The following is a 22,770-nucleotide window of genomic DNA, read 5'->3' on the forward strand; positions in this document are numbered from 1 at the left end:
AACACTAATATTACAGAAGAATGGAAATCAAGCTTTTGACATTCTAATGGGAAGAGTAGTCGGTACGGATGGAGAAACATCAATTAGAATTGTAGTTAAGAATAGAACATCTGAGGTAGTAACAGGATTTCCAGTCAAATAATAAAGGAGGAGAAGAATATGATATATTGTCCGTTTTGTGATGGTCAAGGAATAATAAATAAGGCAACTATAAAAGGAACAGGTGTGATATTGTACATTTGTGATGAGTGTGATACTGTGTGGAAAGATACAGATATAACAGAAGATAATTGTGATGACTCTGAAATTGTAATGAATGCTTTAGGGCGAGAGGCGTTATGGTCAGAACTTACAGATGTAGAAAGGTTATAGATTGATAGGGATGGATTGAAACTAACAGCATAATTAATAATGTACTTACTACATAACTTGAATAAATTGCTAAAGTAATATATTTTAGATAAAGATTATAAAAAAAATAAACTGCATAATCTAAATAATGCATTTAAATGGGGCGATGAGTCAGTTGAAATAAATTGGCTCATTATTTTTTACACTCAATTGAAGTAAAAAGAGTTAATTAATAAAATCTTAATTAATCAACTCAATATCTTTAGGTATAAGTAAAACAAAACTAGAAAAGACACTGTAAGCTAAAAGTAGAGGAAAACCTGGGATTAATAATTCCACTTAAAAGTAATGAAATTCACAATATATAAAATATATATAGGTCAAGTAATGACACTCAAAAATAAAAAGAATTGAAAAGATAAAACATATAAATAACAGACATGGGACTAGAAAAGAACTACAGTAGAATAGTGAACAGAAGGACCTAAAGAAAAATCAAGATCATCTATAAAATACATACGGAAAATCAAGGAATTATAAAATCAGATAAGAGTTTAAGGTATAGTGCTGGGGATTGTATAAGCCTGACACTTAAAAATTTGAGTCTTTTTCAAAAGGGAGTCAACCTGCAGTTGTAATTATTATTGGAATGAGATGTTAGAACGACATCCTGATGCATTTATTTCATTAAATAGAAGTATCATTGAAGGTAAACATCCAATACTAGGAACTCCAATTAAAGATGCTATTTTTAGAAATTATTTTGGACAATATGATGTGCAAGGGCTCCAAGGAACTCAATTGCTTCATCATCATATTGGAGGAGGACAAGCAGTTGGAATACTGCAACCTATTTGCCCAAGATTTGGTGGAGCTCACAATGAAGAAAAGAATCTAGGAATAGGGGGTAACGATAGTCCATATGCAGAAATGCTTCAAAAATTCCTTGACAAATGATAATATTGGGATGGGGTGAATATCGTGAAAGAAGAGATGAAAAAATATTTTGACCAACTTATGGAAGCATGGCAAGGATTTAATAATTCATATCCTAAAGTGCCATGGAATGATGCAGTTATATCAATTATATATGAAGGTGAAGTTGACCAAGACGAATATATATGTTGGAAGCCTGTTGGAAAAGAAGTTATTCATGATTTTAGAGATATAGAACAAGTATTAGGAGTTACTTTGCATAAGTCTATAAAAGATTATTTTAATTCTTATTGGTTTGCGGAATTAGCAGGTTTTTATAAATCATATAATATAATACTTGAGCCGGTGTTACCAGGAATTGAATTAAATAATTTTGCCACACAATTAATGAGTTATAAAGAGGTTCATGAAGGAGAGTTAGATAATGTACCCCTAGGAGTAGAAGGTAAAAATAGTTTCTTAGTAGTTATTGATAACAATACTGGTATTGTAAAACTAGAAGACTTTGAGACTGGGAGATATGAGGCAATATCAGATAGCATTGAACAGCTTATATCTGATATTAAGTTAAAAGGATAGGGATATATTCAGGAACTTAGTGAATAATATGGTCTAAGTTCGCTACAAAATTATGTTTATAGGTAAAATAATTAGTAAAAATGAATGTCTTATAAAGGACTAAGTTAAAAAACTCTATGCATAATTGTAATAATGCAGTGAAAAGAGGAAATGAATCAGCTGGAATTAAGTAGACTAGGTCATTATTTTTTTAGTAAATAACATCTAATAGAGGAGTTATTAGATAATCAACACTAGTACCTTTAGGACTCAGTAAGACAAGGAGATAAGAGATGTGCAACCTGATAAGTTAGGAAATCCTAGGTTCAATATTTTCGCTTAAAAGTTAATGGAATTATGAAAATATAATATATCGTTTGATAAATAAATTGAACTTAAAAATAAAAAGAATTGAAAATAAAAACATATAAATATTACAGATAAATAGGAGAGATGGATAGATGATATGGATTTGGAGTATACCGGATGAGTGGCCTAATAAAAGAATTGGAATAGCTTTAAAAAATACAGGTACAGATAGGTTCGAGTTTTTGGAAGGAAAAATATTAGATGAAAATACTACAGTATGTCCGAATGTTGTATTTGATTGTGAAGAAAAATTTCTTTCTGATGTTCTACCTAACAGTGGTTCGCTATTAATTGTATCAAGACGAGTATTAAATATTATAGAGAACTTATGTAAATGTGATTATCAAGTTTTTGAGGCAAATATATTTGTAGGAAAAAATAAAGTTAATGGATATTACTTATTAAACATTTTGAATCCGATTGAAATACTAGATAAATCAAAGTCTGTCTTTGTTACAATGAAAAATTCTAATGCAATTTTTAAATTTAGAAAGATAGTCTACAAAGAAGACGACTTAATTAATCATAGTATTGCACGAAATGCAGACTATGTACCACATGTGCTTGTTTCACAAGAATTGAAAGAAATTTTTGAGAAAGAAAAGATTAAGGGGGTAGAATTCAGAATTGAACCCTAGATTTAGAACCGAGTGTTTATAAACTAGTTGCAAAACTATAATTCATCTGACTACATAGCTTAATATAATATAAAGAACATAGAATTCATTGATTTAAAAAGTTAAAATGTTTAAGAAATCACTGTATAATTGTAATAGTGTAGCAAAAAGATGAAATTCAAGTAGGTTGGTCCATTATTTTTCATAATGAGTCTATTAAGAATATAGATGATTCTAATGAAATACTTAAGGAGAAAGTTTTGGATAAGATTAATAAAGTTGACATTGAGAGGGTAATTAAAGCTACATATTAAAACAGAATAAAGTTAATGAAAGAGAATTTCAGACAGGGGCATTAGAAAAAATGCAAGAAAATGCTTATAATGCTGTTGACAAATTGCGATAAAAAGTAAAAGCATCATCAATAGCACCATTAACTAAAAATTAAAAGATAGTACGTTGACAGATAGAGTAATTGTTGTTGGTAAAGGTAAGCCGCTATTTATAGAGGGAATATAAATACCATCAACAAAGATTAAAATAATAAGAAATAAATAAAGGTGAAATAATGTCAATAATTGATAAAGATAAAGTTGATGCTATAGGCATAGATAAAGAGAATGGTAATGTAATTCTAGGAATTTTTGATCATTTAGATTGGAGCAATGCCCAGTTTTATCAAGAAAAGAAAATAGAGACAAGTGAAGTAAATAGAGGTGAGAATGTTATGCCTAATAAGATTAATGAAATAAGTTGGAAAAGAGAGAAGTTATGGCAAGGATGTATATTAGCATCAATAGCTCATGCAATTATGGTAGCACATTATCCAGAGGTATCAAATGAACATTCATGGGATGGAATAAATTACAATATTCAAGATAGTGAAGGTGCAAGAGGAACTATAACCTTTAATTCAGAATACTGTGTAGGTGCATTTCGTAATGATAATAGTGATAGAATTAAGGTAATAAATAATGCTAAGCAAGCTAAGGAATATTTTATAGGTGCGCAAAAAGAAATAGTAAATATTGCTGAGAGTGAGGCATTGCAATATTTATTAGAAGATGTAAATGGAAAGAGGATACCAATTATTACTACTGCATTTTGGGGAGCAGGAGAAAATCTTTTTACAATAGATTCTGCTGAAGATATGTATCAGAATGGTGTATTTTTATTAGAAAGACAATTGATGTATTTTGATAGATCAGTAGAATCATGGGCGGAATATTACGATATGTCTTCGCAGCAATGTGAGCTACTAAAAACAATTTTCACACGAAAAATTAATCAAAAAGCGGAAGATATTATATTAAGTAAAGATGACATTCAACAAATAGGAACTAATGATATAGATGGATTAGAAGAAAGTAGAGTTTCTTTTGAAGAAATTGGTATCATGTGGGAGTAAACTGGCCGAAAAACAATAGGGATACTAGACAAAAAATATTGAGAAAAAATGACAAATAAGAGCTTCTGCTTGTTGGCTTGTTTTCTCAAGAATTAGATACTAGAATACTCACTTCATAAGTGTAATAAAGTAGTGAGTAGAGAGCAAAGGGAAATAGTTACAGGTAATTTTAAAAAGACATTTTAACTTGAAGAGATTAAAAAATACTTTTAAAAGCTCTACCACCTTAGTCACCTTTTGATCTAAATTAAAAGAAAATATAGCTTTAATTGAAATATCGATACTTCAATAGTGTCGATATTTTCTTTTAATAGAAGATATTGAAGATGTGAAAAAATCTCAGAAGATAAACCAGTACATGTAATTAATGAAGAAAATCCTAGGCTTAATAATTTCACTTAAAAGTTAATGGAATTGAGAATATAATATATTTAGTAGAAAAATATAGGAAAACATTAAAAAATAAAAAGAACTAAAAAAATCAAACATATAAATATATTTGGATAGAGGAGCTTGGGATTAGAAAGTCGGAACGTGGGGGAGGGGGACATAAGGAATTAAACTAATAATGTACATATATTAGGTGAAGATGTAACACTACATGAACCAGTTAATCTTATATAGAACTGGCTTCGTGAAAATGGGCTATGGAAAAAACCTTAAATGAGAAACTAATAATTTTAATAAAGGAGAATTTACAATGAATAAATTAGAAAAGTTAAAAGATTTATTATTAACAGGAGCATTACTTTCAGAAAATACTTTTACTATTGATGATGTAGATTTTATATTAGATAGTAGAGATAAAGATATATTTGATAGCGAGTGGATGAGAAACTATAATTTAATAAGAAAAAATGAAAAACTGGACACCCCAGAAGTTAAAAAAATAGTTGAATTTATTCGCGAGATATCATATAAAGTGGCGTATAAAGCCTCGCAATCTTCAGAGTTAGCAAGCTATATATCAGATGATTTTGGGCTTATAGCTGAAGCCTTAATTATAGATTATAATGACGATTGGGTAAATGCGCTTGCAAATGAATATATGGAAGGCAGAGTGCCATACAATGACTTAAAACCTTTAAAGGGTGAGCTGGCAAAATAATATTATTAGTTAAATAAATTTGGAGATACAGAGGATTAGATACATAAACAACATATCCAAACGGGCATGCAATCACTCTAGGTAATAATCATGAATGATTTCATTTACCAACTGGGTCTAGTAGAAATGACACTGGTCAATCAATTAATATAAATGGAAATATAGCTCCTTATAGTAGTGCTGATGCACATTGGCAAACAAAGAAATAGAATAAGAGGTAGTTAGTTATGAATTTGGAAAAATTTTTAGAGACAATTTATGTAGGAGATAGATTTGTGAAATCAATTATTATAGATTCTCAACGAAAAGAAATAAAGATACAGATTAATTTAATATCACGAATACGAAGTGATGATGGTATGTGGAATTTTTATAATGATGAAAATATTAAAGATGGATTAATAGTTTTTACTGATGTAGAGACATTTAGTTTTAATCCACAAGGAATTATTCCTAATGATGAATTATATGATTGGAAAATAAGAAAGATGTTTGAAGATGAAAGTCAATATGAAATAGAGTTGTACATGGGTTCGTATAATAAATATGGAGAATGCCAAGAAGTAAAACTTAAACTAAAAGCTAAAGGTGTTTATTTAGAAGATCCACTAAATCCAGAGATTAAAATATGTAATTAATTTAATATCAATATAAGGGTAACTTTAGGGTTTAAGTTATAGAATTAATTTATATGTAGGATTAAGTAAGATGAATCAATAGAAATTTTTAAATTAGTGTTTAAAATTTTATTATATATTTTAAATATAAAAATTACTTTGCTCATTAATTATAATGAGTATTGATGACAATCTAAATGATTTTACAAATTAAAATTTAACTTTAACTTAAAATCTATATAGCATTTCATGAATTTAAAAATATACCTTATAGAGTAGATAAATAAAAAAGTCTACCCTGTAGGGCATTTTTATTCATAATATCACGTGAGCTCCACGTATATTTATGTAATAACTTTGTAAAATAAATGTCTGCATAATGCAAGATTATTTTCTATCATGTTAAAAGTATAAAATAGACTAATATCTTTGGCTTATTATTTTCTTTCAGATGCCTAATATAACAAACTACCTATGTGAGGAAGAGGATGTTATATTAGAAGCAGATAAAGATGGACAAGAGTTAGCCAGTGGAAACATAAATCATTATAAAATATGGTGATAAAACTTTTCGAAGAGAATTCAATAAATATATTTATGGATTAGATTAATTGAGGAGGCATTTTAGTGAATATTAAGGAATTAATAGAAGAAAGCAAACATATACCAGATTGTAAAGTGTATCCACCAGTTGGATTACCTAAATTAGAAAATAATGAGTATAAATTACCACAAGATGTAATTGAGTTTTATGAGAATTGTGGAGGAATAAGCCTATTTGCTTCAGAAAGCTATGTTGCTAATATTGTTGAACCGAGTAAATTTGAACTTGCTAATCCTATTATAGTAGGTGAGTTGTGCGAAGAAGATATTACATCAGAATGGTATATTATTGTAAATGATGGAAATGAAGATTATTTAACTATTGATTTATCTAAAGAGAGATTAGGTAGATGTTATGATAGCTACTGGGATAGACATGGGGTAATTGGAGAATGTCCTATTATAGCTAAAACATTTACTGAACTACTTGAGAATTTAGTATTAAATAGGGGAAAGCGATGGTATTGGTTGAGAGATGATTTCATATCAATAGGGGATGCTTATGATGATGTTAATGAAGAATAATAAAAAAAGTTGCTGCAAAATTAAATAAGCTATCATTGCATAATATTAATAACGCAGTGTGATTAAGTCAAAGGAGCTAGCTGAAAAATAAAGTAAGCTAGTTTCTACTATTTTATGTGAGAAGCATTGGAAATACTAGCTTGTAGTAGTAAAATACAATAAGACAGACTCTGCCTCAAGGGGTCAACTGAAGCTGGACTTGGCACTTAAGGTAGACGACTTAGGAAATATGCTTAAGGGCCTAGGTGACAATGATGAAGGCCTTAAATATGTTTACAAAGTAAAAAGTAATGAGGTAACTTATTTTAATGAATTAACAAATCAAGTTAGTGGTCAAGCAAATAGGATTGCAAGAGATATTCTAGATATGAGAAATGATGTTACTAACATACATTGGGCAATAGAATTGAAATAAAGAGGTGAAGTATATGATACCCAAGATGGAAATTGGAGAATTTATTAGAGTTAGTGATGAAATAAAAGAATGTGTAACAAAATTTGGAGGACAGCCAGTTTGGTTAACTGAGCCTCAATGGCCTATAAGTAGTGGTTGGGACAATCGGCCTATGATGTTTGTTGCGCAAATTGCATTAGACAAAAAAATATTTGGAAATACTGAAGATAAAATGGCTTACATTTTTGTAACACATGCAGAAAATCCAGAAGATGACTTTTTTGACCCAGACATAATATATCCTGATGAAGGTGAAAATGCAGTAATTATACAACCAGGAGGACAAATATTTTTAGAGACAAAAAAACTTGAAAAAGGACCAACACTTTTTGATTCTTCTGGATTTGCTTATGAAGGATATGCAAAATTTAACTATTCAGAATACCCTGAGTTTATAGACTATAACAGATTTAGAAAACTTTCAGAAGATGAAAAAAATGCATATTGTAGTTCAATTGAAGGGAATAAAATTGGAGGAGTACCATGCTTTTTCCAAGGAGATGAATGGCCAGAAGATGGTCAATGGAAGTTATTAATGCAATTGAATTCTAATTTTCTTCCATTTTATCTTAACCTAGGGTCAGCACCTACTGTTTTTGCATTTATTTCGGATGATTTGAAAAATGGAAAGCTATTAATACAAGACATGTAAAATGTAATTGACTAGAGTTTGTGAATTGCACTGATGCTTTAATAGTTGATTAAATAATTATAGTGTAAATCAATACAAAAATGAGGGATTGTATGTTTAAATGATTTAATTTTTTAAAAAGCCTAGCAACTAGCTCATCTATTCTAAAAAATAGCGTGAACTTACAATTATTTGGACATAAGAAGGGAGATGCTATTGAATGGGGGAGACAAGTTACAGAAGAAACTGCTAGAGTACGTAATTATACAAATCGTAAAGGAATAAATGGAATAGAGCAGGATGGAAAAATTATTGCTAGAGATAACAATAGAGTTTATGTGGAACCAGTAAATAAAAAACCATTAAGTCAGATTGAAGCTGAAACAAAGTATCAAATAAAAAAGGAAAAAGAAGAGGTTGTGTTGAGGCTGATGCTCCTAATTCAACGCTTGAATGGGCAAAGAATCCTAGATATTGAACTGAAGAGTTGGCAATAAAAGGTGGAATTGAAGAATTAATAAATCCATTATTTAAAAGGAGAAAATAAAGCTATGATTAAAGAAAATGAAAAAATAGTGATATCCGGGGATGAAGCTATAGAAATATTAAAAGAAATTGATGTAATTTTAATATCTTTACATGATATGGGTTCGTATTACATAGATAAAGATACAAGAGAATATGAAAAAGAAACTACTAGGTTTATAGATGAATGGAAAGTAACCCATAGGCTAGCAAGAATTAGGGGGATACTATCAGAAAAATTTGATAATACATTGGGAGATGATGATATGGATGATTTAGAAAGAGCAATGGAAAAGTTAAAGTATTGGGAAAAGCCAGAAGATGTTGCAAAAGATATAGTTCAATAATAAAAGTATTATCTTTTACCTAGAAGAATTCACTGCAAAATATTAAACAGTTGAAGAGTATGATGTTTAAATAAGTAGTAAAGAAGATTTTCCCAATATTAATTTTAGGCATAAACTAAATATAATCCTTTTTCAGAAACAGGAGTTGCGCAATTTAGAGATGGCAATCAAATAGGGGAGAAATCATTTTCATCTAGAGCAGAATTGAGAAATACAATTACATACGAAGAACTTTATCATCGTTGGTGGGAAAGAGGCATACTGAGCTATCATCATTCGCCTAATACATATATTCTTAATGAAAAGTTTTATGGAGTAGCTAAAAGATATCATAGGATGAGAGGATGGGATTAATAATAGTCAATAAATCATGTATACAAGTAAAATGTAGCAAATGTAATAATCAAGTGGATATGGTCATTGGTCAGAGTATTTTAGAAAATTTTCAGCTATCTTGGTGGGGAGCTTACAAATGTCCATATTGTGATAATCGAATTGAATTAGATGGTAAAGGAATCCCAGATGATAATATACGTGAAATAATATTAAAGGCAGATGGTAGATGGGGATTATATGTTTATGAAGATAGTAAAATAGAAGCAATTAAATTAATAAGAGGAGTTCTTAGAATTAGTTTAGCTGAAGCTAATAATATGTTAAAAGCAGTTCCAGGAATCGTATTAACAGGGACAAGAATAGAGATGATAAGATTGGAACTTTTCCTTAATAGTAAAGGGATAAATGTCAAAACTAAAAGAATTTAGAAATAAAGTATTTTTAATAAATACTTTATTTATTAGAATAAGGATTCATGTGGCAAGAGCTTAGGAAACTGATCATCATATAGGAAAAGGTGGGAGTTGATAATGATGAAGATTGATGAAACTAGCATAATATTACCAAAGCCAAGTAATGAAAGAATTGAATGGTTTGAAAAAACGTATAGAATAGAATTACCCATTGAATATAAGGAGTTTTTAAAAAAATTTAATGGGGGTAAGCCTATAACCAATATTTTAAATAGTAACGGGAGAGAATACGTAATAGAAAGATTTTTATGTCTCCTAGATAAACCGAAGGAAAACGAAATATATGGATGGTATGATTTGACGTCAGTGTTAACACAATTAGATTGTAGATTAATTGATGATGAGGATTTAATAGGTATGAATGTTATTCCAATAGCAACTCTATTTGCAGGAGATTTTATATGCTTGGATTACAGAAAAAATATTAATCCATGTGTTGTAGTATGGAACCATGAAGAATCAGATGATTTTGAGCCTGTAACAGAAGAAGTAGCTGATAATGTTAATCAATTTTTTAATATGTTATCACAATAATAAAAAGTTAAGATTGGCCTCAAATAAATATAAATTCTAACTACATAAAAGTAATTAGCAAAGATAGTCGTTTAAAGAGCTTTATGAGAGTAGAAGACCTAATACACTTGAAGAGCATACGAGGATAGCAAAAGAAGCATTAAAGACTGGTGGAGCTAATTGAAAGCTCAATAAATAAATTAATAGGTGATTCAATTAAAGATTTAAAAGACCAAGGGGTAAGTAAACCAACAAGGATATCTTGGTATTCTAAATAAGTATTAAGGAGAGATGAAAATGAGCAAAAATATTTTAGAGTATTTTGGTGAGAGGCTAATGAGAGAAGTTAGAGATGAAACTATATCTAGTTTAGACAGGATGCTTGATGGCAACATGAAAGGACTTACAGCACAACAAGTAAAGGAGAAAATATCAATGTTTAATGAAGAGCAGCTGAGTGTTATAAAATGGTTGATATTTAAAATCACAGATTTAAGCTTACACAATTTACTTGTAATGATAGAACAAAATGATGATATAAAAGTACTAGTTGAAGAAAATAATATTAAGGAAATAAGTGATGGATTAGATGGTGAATTATATACTGAAGATGGCTGGATTGAAAGATTTAGTAATGAGAGGTACGAAGAAATATAGTTTTGCTGCAAAAAATAATATAACTACAAAATAAAAAATATTAAACTATCTTATTAAAATTAACATGATATAAAATAATTTCTAAAATCTTTACTATTTATCCTAATAATCATTTAATATAAATATATATTACTATTAATAATAGAGCCAATGTTTCTAACAAGAAAGATTGGTTCTTCTTTATGCAAAGAAGTTGATAAAAGTAAAATTAATCAGTAAAAAATTCAAAAATCAAAAAATAATTAAGTATGATAAGATTTATAAAATAATAAATTTTAAGGATAGAATATTAAGAATAAGTGATTTACCAAACATTAAGGTGTGGAAAGATGATTCGGAGAAAATATGGACGTTAGACTATAGATGATTGGATGCTTTTAAGCAGGCAGGATTAGATAAAGTCCAGATACAATGGGCTATACCAGAAGAAGTAGCTAGCCAAATGGAGAAACATAAATTAAAACTAGGCAATGGTGAAAGCATGATTATAAAATAANNGCTTAAAATAAGGAGGAATAAATTATGAAAATAAAAGAATTTATTAATACTATATATTTAGGAGATAGATGGTTAAAAAGTATAATTGTTGACTCGGTTAATTCTAAGTTGAAATTGCAAGTTAATGTAATTTCGAGAATAAGAAGTGAAGATGGATTTTGGAATTATTATAATGACGAAAATATCGAAGATGGTTTTATAGTATTTACTGATGTTGAAAGTTTAGAAATATCACCTCAAGGAGTAATTCCGAATGATGAAATATGTGATTATGAAGTAAATATAATAAATGATAATGCTTCAGAAGTGATATTTTATATTGGTTCATATGATAAAAATAATAATTATACAGAAGCGAAACTAAGATTAGTGGCAGGTGGAATATATTTAGAAGATCCTAAGCAACCCAATAAAGAAATACGTGACTAGGTTATGTGCTTAGTATAAAGAAATAAGAGTCATTTATAAAACTTTAATATTAAAGCCATATGTTCTATCATTATCCTTGTTATTTAATTATAGTGAAGGTAGGAGGATTAGGAATTATGAAAGTAAAAGAAAATAGTATTATTTTACCATTACCAGATGATGATGTTATAAGCTCATTTGAAGAGTATTGTAGAGTAGAACTTCCTAAAGAATATAAAGAGTTTTTGAAGATGAACAATGGTGCTATACCTCAAACAAATATTTTTAATTATGGAGGTAGAGAGTATTTAATTGAACGTTTTCTATGCTTATTAGAATCGCCTAAATCAGACGAAACATTTGGGTGGTATGATTTAGAAGTTGTGTTATCTCAAATAGATACAAGATTAACTGATGACGAAAATTTAGTCGGAGCAAATATCATTCCTTTTGCAGCATTGTTTGCAGGTGACTTTGTATGCTTAGATTTGAGAGATAATAAGAACCCTTCTATTTTAGTATGGTTTCATGAGGAATCGGATGATTTAAAACCTGTTACAATTAAAGTAGCAGAAAATTTTGGTGAGTTTCTGAAAATGCTGAGAGAATAATTTGACTAAAAATATATTAAATTTAGCTTTTAAAATATTTATGAAATTATAATTAGATGCTCACTAAAAAATATATAGGTGCTGAATATATAATATTAATAAAGTAGTAATATAAAAAAAAGCTAATTGAATCCATAAAAATAAAAGTATGAATTAATCCAAATTCAATTATAAATATATAATCAAAAAAATAATTGGATATATACTAAAAATAAGGGCTGGACGGACTAAAGAGAAATTATAATCAGAAATATATAATAATTATGATAAGAGCTAATGTTTTAAATAAGAAACATTAGCTCTTTTTCTAAGACAAAGAAATTGAAAAGAGCAAAGATAATATGTCAAATAATTAAATTTTCCCCAGTGTTTTCTCATAAATAAGTATCCAGGCTGCAATCCTGAATAGGTGTAAGCTTCAATATATTTTCCACATTATTCTCATTAAGGTTTCCTATCTATAAAATCCTCTTACGAAGTCTACAATAAAAAGACTAAATATTTCGCTTCCCATACTCAAAGGGTTTTTCACAGGAATAAATTTCATGGAAAAATCCCATATATGGGATGTCGTCTTCTATACATTTTATACAATACGACAGATCCTCATCACACTTCGGTTCATCGCCGTTGTTTCGCATTACCTCGAATACATCTACAATATTTTCCATGAGGTTTATTTGGATAAACAAGGGCAATTTATCTAACATTGAATTTTCGATTCTAGTCTCGGATTTGTATCCCGCAAGGGCTGTTTCAAAATAATCATCCATGAACTTTTTCCTTTTATCGGCATCTTGTTCAAATTGTATCCAGCCTACTCCGTTCGTCCAGAGAGTTGCTAGGTCAAACATATACCAACAGTAACAAGAATTATCGAAATCATATACGGTTATTTGTCCAGTATCAAAATCTATCGAATAATTCCCATCGTCGTAATCAAAATGGACCATACCCAAAGACTCACGGTTATTGTCCAATTCTTCTAAAGTTTTAAGGAGTTGAACCAGCTTCTCCTTAAGCAGAGATAACGAGTCAGGTATCAGTTCATCGATATATTCGGCATTATATTTATTAAAAAAACTATACCGACGATGGACAGGGGTATATTCTTTTGACAATTGGTGGAGTTTCCCCAAGACCTTACCGCAATTATAATAATATTCAGTGATTGGAGCTCCTTCACGGTACCGATAATTATTTTCCACAAACATTTTTCCACTGGCCTTTTCAAATAGGCAGACAGAAAAGGTGTGATTATTATGAGTTATCTCTTCTAGCAGCTTCCCATTCCGGGAATTGACTACATCCGAGACATTGCCGCCATGGTCGAATAAATACCTAATATATTCAACTTCCCCAAGCAAATCTTCCTGGCGCCTGTCACTTAGGAAGGCGATTCTAAGTATTTTAGCGTCAGCACCATCTTTATCACAGTTATAAACGACATTCCGTCCTCTGTAATGTGCCTTAATTGGCCTGATTTCATAGCCTTCCAACTCGTATAACTCTGATATTATTGGAAGTAAATATGCATCACCGATTTTAACAACCTCGTTATAAGTCATAATATCTCCTTTCGTTACTTAGTAATTAGAAACTCTATTATTAATTTTCACTACCCTGTCAGGGGATTTTCTTTCGTAAAAATCAAAACTAGGTATATTATGCTTTATGCAATAAAGATAATAAATAGCAATTGTAAATAAACTTACTGGGCTATATACTCAATTTTATCCAGCGATTTCTCTTTGTAATATATTTATTATATCAATAACTTTAATATCACTATAAGAGCAAGAATAACTATAACTATTTATTCTATATAAAAGTAAAATTTCAACAGTTAGAGTGTTCATGTACGGTGTCAATTATAAACCAGCCCTAGATATTGAGATGGTAGGGCATAGACTTTTTTATATTAGTTAAAAGCAAATTATATTTATTTTAAACCCAATATAAAAAATGTATGTTAGGATAAAGGAACTTATAAGTGAAATATATTTATAAACAGTTAATTTAGTGATATATTTANNTATATTTAATAATGAAATATTTTATAATAGGAGATTAATTTGCAAATGAATACTAGAGAATTTTTTATGAAGAAAAAAGTAATATACATATTTGCAACTATGTGCTGTATGTTATGGGGAAGTGCCTTTCCAGCAGTAAAAAGTGGATATGAAGTATTTAACATTGCTTCAGGAGATATACCCTCTAAATTAGTATTTGCAGGGTATAGATTTTTTTTGGCAGGTATAATAGTACTTTTTATAGCATTATTAAGCAAAAAAGAACTTTTAAAGTTTAATAAAAGGCAACTAAGGCAAATAGCATTATTAGGAATTACACAAACTTGCTTACAATATATATTTTTTTATTTGGGATTAGCTTATATTAGCGGTGCAAAAGGGTCTATCCTAAGTGGAACAGGAGCTTTTTTTAGCGTTATAATAGCTCATTATATATATATAAATGATAAATTGAATTTAAAAAAGACCTTAGGGTGTATTATAGGATTTGTAGGTGTAATTATTGTTAATTTCGATTCGCAGTTACTGGGTTCTTCTTTTACCATAAAAGGTGAAGGTGCAATTTTGATTTCAGCATTAATACTATCTGCATCATCTATCTATGGTAAAAAACTTACACAGTCTATGGATTCAGTAGTAGTAACAGGATATCAACTATTCATAGGAGGAGCTATACTTATTGGATTAGGTCAAGGATTTAATGGCTCTATATCAGGATTTACTATAAAATCCACAAGCTTGCTTATATACCTTGCACTGCTTTCCTCCGTTGCATTTTCATTGTGGACAACTCTTTTAAAGTATAACAACGTAGGAACTATAGCTGTTTTTAATTTTTTAACGCCTATATTTGGTTCAATATTATCAGCTGTATTTTTACATGAAGATATATGGGAATTAAAAAATGCCATAGCATTAATATGTGTATGTATAGGTATATGGTTAGTTAACAGAGAAAGTGATAAAAAAATTGATAAATTGAATTCTTTACAAAAAAAGTTAAACTGAATTAAAAGTTGACAAAAAGTATTTAGGTTGGTAAAATGACATCAAAATCAGGTAGACAAGCATTATATCCTGAAGGGGGTTTCTATGAATAATAAAATTAAAATTATAATAGCAGCGATACTATGTAGCAACCTAGTAACAGGAAGTGTACTAGCAAATGATATTAGTGATATGAAAAATAAGTCTAATGATATTAAACAAGAAATTAATAACGGCGAAAATAAGATAAAAAAATTAGAGAAAAATAAGGAAAATGTTCTTAATGATATTTATGAATTAGAAAAAAATATCAATGAGTTAGAACGTGAAGTTGAAGAAATAAATTCTCAAATAGGTAATTCAAATGAGAAGATAAAAAATTTAGAGATTAAATCAGAGGAATTAAAGACTGATTTAGCAAAAAATGAAGAAGTAATGGGAGAAAGGCTCCGTATTATGTATGTGAACCAATCTCAAGGTTACATAGAGATATTATTTGGCTCAGAAGGAGTTTATGATTTCATTGGAAGAGTAGAAGCTATAAGAAGTCTGATTAAATATGATAAAGAGCTTATGGATGAATTTAAGGAAAAGCAAGAACAGCTGGAAAGCACTACTACTCAAGCTAAGAATGAAAAAAGCAATCTTGAGAGTATGATGCAAACTGCTAATAGTAAAATGAGTACTGTAAAAGATAATAAGCAAGAGAAAGATATACTTATAGCTGAAATTGAAAGTGATATTGATGTGCAAGAAGCCATATTAGCACAACAACAAAATGAGTTTGATGAAATAGTTACAGCTATTAGGAGTATGGAGGCTCAGAGTAGGAGGCCATCTAGAGGTGATGGAGATGTGCCTAGCGGTGGACAAGTATCAAATGGAAGTATTTTTTCAATAACAGGAGGAAATGGATATCCTATAACTCAGGGATTTGAAGGAAGAGTCAATCCTATTACGGGTAAGCAAGAATTTCATGGAGCTCTTGATATAGGGGCACCACATGGTGCTGGAGTGTATTCACTTAAAGGTGGAACTGTAGCTTACTCAGGTTGGATGAGTGGATATGGGAATGTAGTAGTTATAGATCATGGAGATATCAGCAGTTTATATGCTCATAATTCAGAGCTTTTAGTTAGTCAGGGACAGACTATCAGTGGAGGACAACAAATTGCAAAGGTTGGGTCAACAGGATTGTCAACTGGACCACATATACATTTTGAGATAATTAACTCTAATGGTGAAAAGATTAATCCAATTTCGTATTACATATATTAAGTAATTAAGGATGCTTATTTAAAATAGGCATCCTTTTATTAGTTGTCAGCATGACCAATAACTAGCGGTGAAAGTCCGTCGAGAGCTTGGTATCGGGAACCATTAACTAATGGGAAAGGTTAATATTGAGTTTCACTATTATTGGGTTATATAGATTTCCAATACCGTATTATTCAAGATGAATTTTACGGTATTTTTATATTGAAGATTGATTTTAATAAAGGTTATTAAATTAAAGTTATTAATAAGATTGTTAATTGTGAAATTTAGTAGAATCTTAAAAAGATGCTAATAAGAANNCTATATAATAAAATGAACTCTTATTTGATAAAGAAAAATATTGTATTAGATTCTATATTTATAGCATTAAATTTAATTTAAGGAATTACATAAGCATTTAAATGGCGTAAAATGATGAAAGGGAAAAATTTGTTATTATAAGTAACAAATTGGATATGATAATTATATTATAGAATAGAAGGATTTTTAGATTTTAATATCAAAAGCTGTTTAATAATTATGTTGCTAAAGAGTTATAGAATATTTAGTAGAAGAAATTAAGGTTTAATTTGAGACTAAATATAATAAAAAATAAGTTTAAAAAAGTGATTATAAATTATTTTTTATAATTTATAATCTATAATCTGAAATAGGAGGGAATAAGAATGGTTAAATTATCAACTTTGAAAGATCATGAAATATTAGTAGTGGGTGATGAATATCAGTTAATGACAAAGGAAGAGTTGATTACAAATATAGATGAATTTAAAGAAATGAATGTTTATACATTAGGGATCCACTATGCGGTTCTTAACGCAAAAGATATATTGAAAAATGCCATTAAAAATGAGGAATGTGACAATATGTATGAAGAGTGGAGTAATTTACTTTGGGAAGATATAGAAGATAAGGATATAAATCAAATTCAAAAGACTTTAGATAGAATACTTAAAAAAAGTCCAAAGCAAAATATTGCATGCTATCAAGACAAGCCAGTAGAAATAGATATCTAATTAAGTTCATATTTTAAATATATTAGGAGCTAGAATTAAGGAGGAATTGTAAAATGGATGAACATCTAATTTGCCCTGAGTGTGGTAAGAAGATAAATAGAGAGTATGTAAAAGTAGATGACAACGATGATTACAATTTTACTTTAAGCATTAAATATATATGTGAATGTGGATATGAAAGAATTGATGATTAGTAAATTACTTTATTAGATTAAGTCAATTTTCACTGGATATTTAACTGTGGGTATATATTATATTAATAAAGAATATTTTAAGTATTAGAAAATAAGAACTATCTGTGATTATAATTTATAATAGATGCTGCCTTATTTTGATGTGATGGATATATAATACTAAAGTTTAAAATTTTTGAGTTGAGATTTAGGAAAGCAATTTTTTGCTTTTAGGAAGGTATAAAAAATAATTTTAAAAGAGCTTATGGAGGCTCTTTTTTTATAAAAAATCTAAGTTAAAACATTGGGTATTAAAAATGGAAAATTTTAAGAGGATATAAACGCAAGAAAAGATTATTGAAAAAAATTTAAAAATAAGGATTTATAATAATATTAACCTAAAGTTATTTAAAAGCCGCCCCATTAATGGGACGGCACTTTAATCTATACAGTTTTCACGTTCACTTGTTGATATAATCAGAATAATATTTAAACTTAAAGATTTTTACTTAGAACTGTTATTATCTTTTGTTAACGTACCATTTAAGCTCCAAGTAAGTTTCCCACAAAAAATTAGCAGATGTGACTACCTTGATTGCTAGCAAGTCAGCATTATGAGTAGAGAGTTTTAAGGTTTTAGCTTTATTAGGACTGTTATATTTTAGGTATAAAAAGTACCATAATATATATGTCAGCAATCCATAAAAGATCTGCAGTGTAGTAGTACTGCAGTTTTTTTAAAATATATATTTTAAAGGGGTAAGTTGAATGCTGTTTGCTTATTTTATTTAGAAATAATATAGAGTTCTTCAGCAACTATTCTATGCTCACCGCTATCTTTTGCATAAAGTTCTGAAGTTACTTAAAAGTAGTCATTTTAGTTTATAAAAAATTAGTTATACTTGTAAAATATTTATTGACTCTGAAGAAGGGGCTTCTCATTTATCCCATCTCTATTTGAAAGACTATAGTATAGAGGATTTTTAAAGTTATAGTTTCAAGGTCTTCTGTAGTTTTTTATAGAAACTCTTTATTGTTTATAAGAAAAGCTTGAGTCTCTATTCAATTATTTATTAATTTCTTATTTATAAATGAAAAATTATCTTTGGTCGTCTTTTTAATTATAGCAGCAATGTTACTTCTTTTTATATGATATTTTTCCTTCGGTTAATAGAGTTGATTGTTCTAAAAATTTTTCTATATCTCTTTATAAAGGGGATACAAAGGAGTAATAATTATCCCTATTATTTTCCTTTGCTTTACTTAGGATAAGATTTAATTTTCAACAATAAGAAACGAAAGCGTATTAAGAAATGTAAACCTAATTATAAAATAATATAATAATTATTTTTTTAATAGATTTCGAATAGGTTTAAAATGGGGAGATTACTATATAAATAGAGCTAGTACCTATTCTATTTTATTATTAAAAATAAGAAGAGCCAAGCAATATGATTCATGTATTACTTAGCTCATCTTATATGTGGAGTTTAATCGTACAATTATATTATGAGTAAAATCTATAATATTATGCAAAAAAATTAAGATTATGTAGCTGAGAAATTTACTTTAAAATAGAAAGAGTTTGTTATTGAATGTTGAATGAATTTTAATATTATTAGGGAAGAAAAAATGATCACAAATATGCTTTAAATTAAAGGAAGTAAATATTCAAGTATGTGATATAAGTTATAACTGTTTATTAATGAATTAATTATAATTAATAAAATGCTAAAAAAAGGTTGAAATTTAAATTAAATTTCCCATATTTTTAAAAATATATAGGGAATAAATATATATTCTTCATTATTTATTATATTTCTCAATTATATGAGCATACTATGTGTATGACAATAAAAATTTATAAGGGAGGAATTTTAATGGAACACGATAAAGAAAATAGAAGAGATGATTCAAATAATAATAGTATTTGGGGGTGGGTATTAAGATTAATAGTAGTTGCAGTTGTTTTAGGTATAACATCATTTTTAACACCTGGATTTACTATTCATGGATTATGGTCATTTTTGATAGCTGCACTTGTAATAACTGTATTAGATTATTTCGCAGAATCACTTATGGGAGTTGATGCATCTCCTATAGGAAAAGGATTAAAAGGATTTGTTATTGCTGCTGTAATAATATACTTAGCACAATTTTTAGTTCCACATATGAGAGTATCTATAATAGGAGCGTTATTAGCAGCTGTAGTTATCGGAATTGTAGATGCATTATTACCTGGAAGGATAATGTAATCTAACTATTTTGTAAAATACTTTATTTGAAACATATTTTAAAGTAAGTGAGTTAATTTTATATTAGATTGATGTCTAGAAATATTAAGTATTTAGTTTACTTTAAATAATACATAAGAGCTTGCAAAAGCTCTTTTTTATTTTTTGTGCTTAGGATGCTTTCTTATGATGATGAGTGGAAAAAATGTTTTTAAATAGCACCTATTATGGTTCTTCTTACAGGTGATGAAGAATTTGGGCTTACTTATTTTTAAGTTTTTTTCAGATTATTGTTTTAATATTTTAAAATAATTAAATAAACAAAATTTGTAGAATACTATATATATTAAATAGAAATGCTAAGGGGAGATAATTATGGATAAGTCATCTAAACACATGGAAATATGTAAAGAACTAAATAGTTTATACACAAGAAAAAATCACGACTATGGAGACAGCTTTGGCAAGGGATTTAAAGAATATGGCATGGTAATGCCCATAATAAGATTGGAAGATAAATTAAGTAGGCTTAAGGCATTAATTAAAACAGAAAATAAGGTTGATGAGAGTATAGAAGATACATTAATGGATTTAGCTAATTATTCTATAATGACATTAATAGAATTAAAATATGAAAAAAGTCATAGAGAATAAAGTTGAAGGTGCATTGACAGAGAAAGTTAACAATTGCAATGAAAATTACACATATATTACCTATTAAAAAGATTAGATTTTAAAAAAGCATCTAGTTAATTAGATGCTTTTTTAAGAATCTATAAATTAATTCCAATTTTATTTAAAATATAAGAGTAGGCAGTATAAAAAATAATCATAATAATAGAAGAAAAAAGCATTGATTGAATAAAATTAAAGCCATGCTTAAGCGAAATAGCTAAAGCTACAAAAAATAATATTGAAGGTAAGATCATAAAACATATAGATGAAGATAAAGAAATTACTTGATTTATATCTTTAGTATCATTGTAAAGCCATATTAAAGCCAATATGGAGGTTATAGGTAAAGATATAATAATAGCTCCGACAAAAGGAGACTTCTTACTAATAGTAGATACAATAGCAATTAGAAGGGAAGATATTAATGTTTTTAACATAAATTGCATAGTTTACATCTCCTTTATTTTAGAAATTTATCTAAGGCACTTTTAAAATTATTAAGAACTTTTGTATTATTCGTTTCTATAGCCTCTATAACACAATGATTAACATGATGTTCTAGTATTCTCTTTCCAATATTGTTTATGGCAGAACGAACAGCAGATATTTGAATTAATAGCTCACTACAATCTCTACCTTCTTCAGCCATACGGTTTACAGCTTCTAAATGACCTATAGCTCTAGATAATCTGTTAATTACATTTTTGTTGTGAATGATTATGCATATAATTTTCTCCTTTCATATCCCTATGGGGGGGATGTGAAAATTATATCACCAAATTTAACAAAAGACAAAGGGATATATTATAAATGTAAGTTTTTTAGAAAATAAAATTTATAGTTATATTTTAAATATTAAAATTAGTTACGGCATTTTAAAATATACTTATGTAGGAATTATATAAAGTTTTTTATTTAGGAAGTTTATCCTAAGCTGATTAAAAGTAATTATAGGAATAGATTTTTTTTATATGGTGATTCTAACAGTATAGAAGGAGGCGTATATATGACTAATAAACGTAAATTTACTAAAAAGCAAATGGCATCATTAGGATTAAAAAAAACTGAAAACGGTGATTATGATTATATAAATCCAGAGGAGAGAACTAATTCAAAATATAGATCCATAAAAAAAGAGTCTAAATAAGACTCTTTTCTATCCATTTCCAACTTTCATATTAAATGCCTATCTATTACATTTCAAAGGTAATGTTTTTTCATATAGATATGGCTGGATATTAGGATATGTTAGATTTTTTGGAAGTGCATCGAATAGTTCTACCTCCTCAATCTCTGAATTTGGTAAAATACCCATTTCGCTTACTTCGGAGAAAAATAGCCTCCCAAATAGTTTTTCATTGGAATCATTCATTGAATAATCGCAAACAGGCTTTATATTAAATTCTTTTGCACCAGTTTCTTCAAATAATTCCCGTTTAGCGGCATCATCAATAGTTTCTCCTATTTCTCTATGACCTCCTGGAATTTCCCAAGATTTTCTCTCTTTATGTCTAACATAAACCCATCTTCCTTGATATATAGTGCTTATTACTGCAAATGTTAATTCTTCATCGTCAATTTTACCTATTTCATAAAATTCTATCTCCATAAATTCTCACCTTTAACCCCTAATAAATGTTTATACTATAATGTAATATCATAAATTACGTTATAATATAACTGAGTTTCTTTTCTAAATTATACAAAATATAGGAAGAATTATCAATGAATTCATTATACCTATTGTGTGGAGTATAGAGCAATGTCTTATGGAGGGGATTATATAGGGTTTCTCAATGGGAATTTGATTTATACATGATTTTAATTTC

28 protein-coding genes and 1 pseudogene are annotated in these 22,770 nt (G+C 28.4%); 25 read left to right on the forward strand and 4 right to left on the reverse strand.

The annotated features are described in order from the left end of the window. Positions 1-159 precede the first annotated feature (159 nt). The 18 genes and pseudogenes from B2W91_RS12855 to B2W91_RS12935 all read left to right on the forward strand — a co-directional run bounded on the left by B2W91_RS12855 (position 160) and on the right by B2W91_RS12935 (position 12,545). Positions 160-372 (forward strand): hypothetical protein, encoded by a 213-nt coding sequence (locus B2W91_RS12855; RefSeq protein ID WP_291581510.1) that lies wholly within the window; start codon positions 160-162, stop codon positions 370-372. 627 nt (positions 373-999) lie between these two features. Beyond that, positions 1,000-1,308, forward strand: a pseudogene (locus B2W91_RS12860) (hypothetical protein); the annotation flags it as partial. Positions 1,309-1,332: 24 nt separating this feature from the next. Continuing rightward, positions 1,333-1,866 carry a SecY-interacting protein Syd gene (locus B2W91_RS12865; protein ID WP_291581512.1) on the forward strand — a complete coding sequence of 178 codons (534 nt, stop codon included), beginning with the start codon at positions 1,333-1,335 and terminating at the stop codon, positions 1,864-1,866. 440 nt (positions 1,867-2,306) lie between these two features. Beyond that, complete coding sequence (locus B2W91_RS12870; protein ID WP_291581513.1) at positions 2,307-2,852, forward strand: imm11 family protein; 546 nt, start codon at positions 2,307-2,309, stop codon at positions 2,850-2,852. Positions 2,853-3,399: 547 nt separating this feature from the next. Then, positions 3,400-4,239 carry a DUF6572 domain-containing protein gene (locus B2W91_RS12875; RefSeq protein WP_291581515.1) on the forward strand — a complete coding sequence of 280 codons (840 nt, stop codon included), beginning with the start codon at positions 3,400-3,402 and terminating at the stop codon, positions 4,237-4,239. 700 nt (positions 4,240-4,939) lie between these two features. Continuing rightward, entirely contained in the window at positions 4,940-5,347 is a 408-nt protein-coding gene (locus B2W91_RS12880; RefSeq protein ID WP_291581516.1) for a hypothetical protein, read from the forward strand. 227 nt (positions 5,348-5,574) lie between these two features. Further along, positions 5,575-5,985, forward strand: coding sequence for a DUF6258 family protein (locus B2W91_RS12885; RefSeq protein WP_291581518.1), 411 nt, complete (start codon positions 5,575-5,577; stop codon positions 5,983-5,985). 606 nt (positions 5,986-6,591) lie between these two features. After that, the gene (locus tag B2W91_RS12890) at positions 6,592-7,092 is read left to right on the forward strand and encodes an SMI1/KNR4 family protein (RefSeq protein ID WP_291581520.1); all 501 of its coding nucleotides are present in this window, start codon (positions 6,592-6,594) and stop codon (positions 7,090-7,092) included. Positions 7,093-7,291: 199 nt separating this feature from the next. Next, complete coding sequence (locus tag B2W91_RS12895; protein ID WP_291581521.1) at positions 7,292-7,507, forward strand: hypothetical protein; 216 nt, start codon at positions 7,292-7,294, stop codon at positions 7,505-7,507. A 13-nt stretch (positions 7,508-7,520) separates the two neighbouring features. Beyond that, a complete protein-coding gene (locus tag B2W91_RS12900; RefSeq protein ID WP_291581523.1) occupies positions 7,521-8,198 on the forward strand; it encodes a DUF1963 domain-containing protein in 678 nt (225 codons plus the stop codon). A gap of 155 nt (positions 8,199-8,353) precedes the next feature. Next, positions 8,354-8,674 (forward strand): hypothetical protein, encoded by a 321-nt coding sequence (locus B2W91_RS12905; RefSeq protein ID WP_291581524.1) that lies wholly within the window; start codon positions 8,354-8,356, stop codon positions 8,672-8,674. A 54-nt stretch (positions 8,675-8,728) separates the two neighbouring features. Continuing rightward, positions 8,729-9,049 carry a hypothetical protein gene (locus tag B2W91_RS12910; protein WP_291581526.1) on the forward strand — a complete coding sequence of 107 codons (321 nt, stop codon included), beginning with the start codon at positions 8,729-8,731 and terminating at the stop codon, positions 9,047-9,049. A 171-nt stretch (positions 9,050-9,220) separates the two neighbouring features. After that, positions 9,221-9,403 (forward strand): hypothetical protein, encoded by a 183-nt coding sequence (locus B2W91_RS21070; RefSeq protein WP_414633127.1) that lies wholly within the window; start codon positions 9,221-9,223, stop codon positions 9,401-9,403. Next, positions 9,394-9,813, forward strand: coding sequence for a hypothetical protein (locus tag B2W91_RS12915; protein WP_291581527.1), 420 nt, complete (start codon positions 9,394-9,396; stop codon positions 9,811-9,813). Before B2W91_RS21070 ends, B2W91_RS12915 begins: the two co-directional genes overlap by 10 nt. Before the next feature lie 102 nt (positions 9,814-9,915). Further along, entirely contained in the window at positions 9,916-10,392 is a 477-nt protein-coding gene (locus tag B2W91_RS12920; RefSeq protein ID WP_291581528.1) for an SMI1/KNR4 family protein, read from the forward strand. Between the two features lie 276 nt (positions 10,393-10,668). Continuing rightward, positions 10,669-11,028 carry a hypothetical protein gene (locus tag B2W91_RS12925; RefSeq protein WP_291581529.1) on the forward strand — a complete coding sequence of 120 codons (360 nt, stop codon included), beginning with the start codon at positions 10,669-10,671 and terminating at the stop codon, positions 11,026-11,028. Positions 11,029-11,550: 522 nt separating this feature from the next. Then, positions 11,551-11,955 carry a DUF6258 family protein gene (locus tag B2W91_RS12930; protein WP_291581530.1) on the forward strand — a complete coding sequence of 135 codons (405 nt, stop codon included), beginning with the start codon at positions 11,551-11,553 and terminating at the stop codon, positions 11,953-11,955. 116 nt (positions 11,956-12,071) lie between these two features. After that, entirely contained in the window at positions 12,072-12,545 is a 474-nt protein-coding gene (locus B2W91_RS12935) for an SMI1/KNR4 family protein (protein ID WP_291581531.1), read from the forward strand. Between the two features lie 494 nt (positions 12,546-13,039). Here B2W91_RS12935 and B2W91_RS12940 read toward each other — a convergent pair whose 3' ends face one another. After that, on the reverse strand, positions 13,040-14,113 hold the full coding sequence (locus B2W91_RS12940; protein WP_291581532.1) for a phosphotransferase enzyme family protein: 1,074 nt from the start codon (positions 14,111-14,113) through the stop codon (positions 13,040-13,042). Between the two features lie 513 nt (positions 14,114-14,626). Between B2W91_RS12940 and B2W91_RS12945 the strand changes: the two genes are divergently transcribed. From B2W91_RS12945 to B2W91_RS12970, 6 genes are all read left to right on the forward strand, one after another. Continuing rightward, positions 14,627-15,589, forward strand: a complete 963-nt coding sequence (locus B2W91_RS12945) for a DMT family transporter (protein WP_291581533.1) — start codon at positions 14,627-14,629, stop codon at positions 15,587-15,589. 84 nt (positions 15,590-15,673) lie between these two features. Beyond that, complete coding sequence (locus tag B2W91_RS12950) at positions 15,674-16,846, forward strand: murein hydrolase activator EnvC family protein (protein ID WP_291581534.1); 1,173 nt, start codon at positions 15,674-15,676, stop codon at positions 16,844-16,846. A gap of 665 nt (positions 16,847-17,511) precedes the next feature. Then, complete coding sequence (locus B2W91_RS12955) at positions 17,512-17,859, forward strand: hypothetical protein (protein WP_291581535.1); 348 nt, start codon at positions 17,512-17,514, stop codon at positions 17,857-17,859. Positions 17,860-17,912: 53 nt separating this feature from the next. Beyond that, positions 17,913-18,053, forward strand: a complete 141-nt coding sequence (locus B2W91_RS12960) for a hypothetical protein (protein ID WP_291581538.1) — start codon at positions 17,913-17,915, stop codon at positions 18,051-18,053. A 1,859-nt stretch (positions 18,054-19,912) separates the two neighbouring features. Beyond that, complete coding sequence (locus tag B2W91_RS12965) at positions 19,913-20,287, forward strand: phage holin family protein (RefSeq protein WP_291581539.1); 375 nt, start codon at positions 19,913-19,915, stop codon at positions 20,285-20,287. Between the two features lie 351 nt (positions 20,288-20,638). Further along, positions 20,639-20,920: a DUF1599 domain-containing protein gene (locus B2W91_RS12970; RefSeq protein ID WP_349680805.1), complete on the forward strand. Its 282-nt coding sequence runs from the start codon at positions 20,639-20,641 to the stop codon at positions 20,918-20,920. Positions 20,921-21,039: 119 nt separating this feature from the next. Here B2W91_RS12970 and B2W91_RS12975 read toward each other — a convergent pair whose 3' ends face one another. Together B2W91_RS12975 and B2W91_RS12980 are read right to left on the reverse strand one after the other, a co-directional pair. Continuing rightward, entirely contained in the window at positions 21,040-21,387 is a 348-nt protein-coding gene (locus B2W91_RS12975; protein ID WP_291581542.1) for a DUF3147 family protein, read from the reverse strand. A gap of 14 nt (positions 21,388-21,401) precedes the next feature. Next, the gene (locus B2W91_RS12980) at positions 21,402-21,590 is read right to left on the reverse strand and encodes a metal-sensing transcriptional repressor (RefSeq protein ID WP_349680804.1); all 189 of its coding nucleotides are present in this window, start codon (positions 21,588-21,590) and stop codon (positions 21,402-21,404) included. Between the two features lie 357 nt (positions 21,591-21,947). On the opposite strand from B2W91_RS12980, the gene B2W91_RS12985 reads away from it, so the two are divergent. After that, positions 21,948-22,088 (forward strand): hypothetical protein, encoded by a 141-nt coding sequence (locus B2W91_RS12985; RefSeq protein ID WP_163247953.1) that lies wholly within the window; start codon positions 21,948-21,950, stop codon positions 22,086-22,088. A gap of 39 nt (positions 22,089-22,127) precedes the next feature. On the opposite strand, the gene B2W91_RS12990 is transcribed toward B2W91_RS12985, so the two are convergent. After that, positions 22,128-22,550, reverse strand: coding sequence for an NUDIX hydrolase (locus B2W91_RS12990; protein ID WP_291581544.1), 423 nt, complete (start codon positions 22,548-22,550; stop codon positions 22,128-22,130). Between the last annotated feature and the right edge of the window lie 220 nt (positions 22,551-22,770).

This window comes from Clostridium sp. UBA6640 (genome assembly GCF_002455975.1).
Lineage (GTDB): Bacteria > Bacillota > Clostridia > Clostridiales > Clostridiaceae > Clostridium_J.